Source organism: Bacillus sp. LR--39 (assembly GCF_053613335.1).
In genome coordinates this window covers 1-695 of record NZ_JBSIOT010000918.1, presented here as the reverse complement: position 1 = coordinate 695, position 695 = coordinate 1, and the positions used below count along the sequence as shown (strand labels likewise).

Annotated in this window: 1 protein-coding gene; it reads right to left on the bottom strand. The window is 49.4% G+C overall.

Going from position 1 to position 695, the window contains the following annotated elements:
• A partial coding sequence (locus ACWHAR_RS27465; protein ID WP_452088483.1) for a thiamine pyrophosphate-dependent enzyme occupies positions 1–695 on the bottom strand: 695 nt, incomplete at both ends.

Genomic DNA, 695 nt, shown 5'->3' with positions numbered 1-695 from the left:
CCTCAAATTTTTTTGGAAAACGCTGATCGGCCAAATGAATGTTGTCGCTGTAATCGACCGGAATATCAATGACAACAGGCCCCTCTGCATCAAGACCAGCTTTAAGCACCTCTGCCAATTCGTCAGGTGAATTGACCCTTAAACCTTTTGCACCAAAGCTTTCAGCATATTTTACAATATCGATTCCGCCGAAGTCGACTCCGGACGTCCGCTTGTATTTCATCTCCTGCTGGAACGCAACCATATCGTATGTGCTGTCATTCCAGACAATGTGAACGATCGGCGCTTTTAATCTGACCGCTGTCTCAAGCTCCATCGCGGAGAACAGGAAGCCCCCGTCCCCGGAAACAGACACGACTTTCTGTCCCGGATTGACCAGCGTTGCTGCAATCGCCCACGGCAAAGCCACCCCAAGCGTCTGCATGCCGTTGGAAATCAGCAGTCCATGCGGACGGTAGGTGCGGAAATATCTAGACATCCAAATCGCATGGGAGCCGATGTCGCAAGTCACCGTTATGTCATCGCTCAGCAGTTCACGCAAATCGCGAACGATTTGCAGCGGATGAACAAGATCAGTTTTTGTTTCTTTAGGAGGTTCGCTTTGCTCCTCCAGTGCTTTCTTCAAGTAATCAAGGACAGGTGCAAAGGACTCGTCGATGGAAACCGGCAGAGAATCATGTTCAATATGGTTTAAC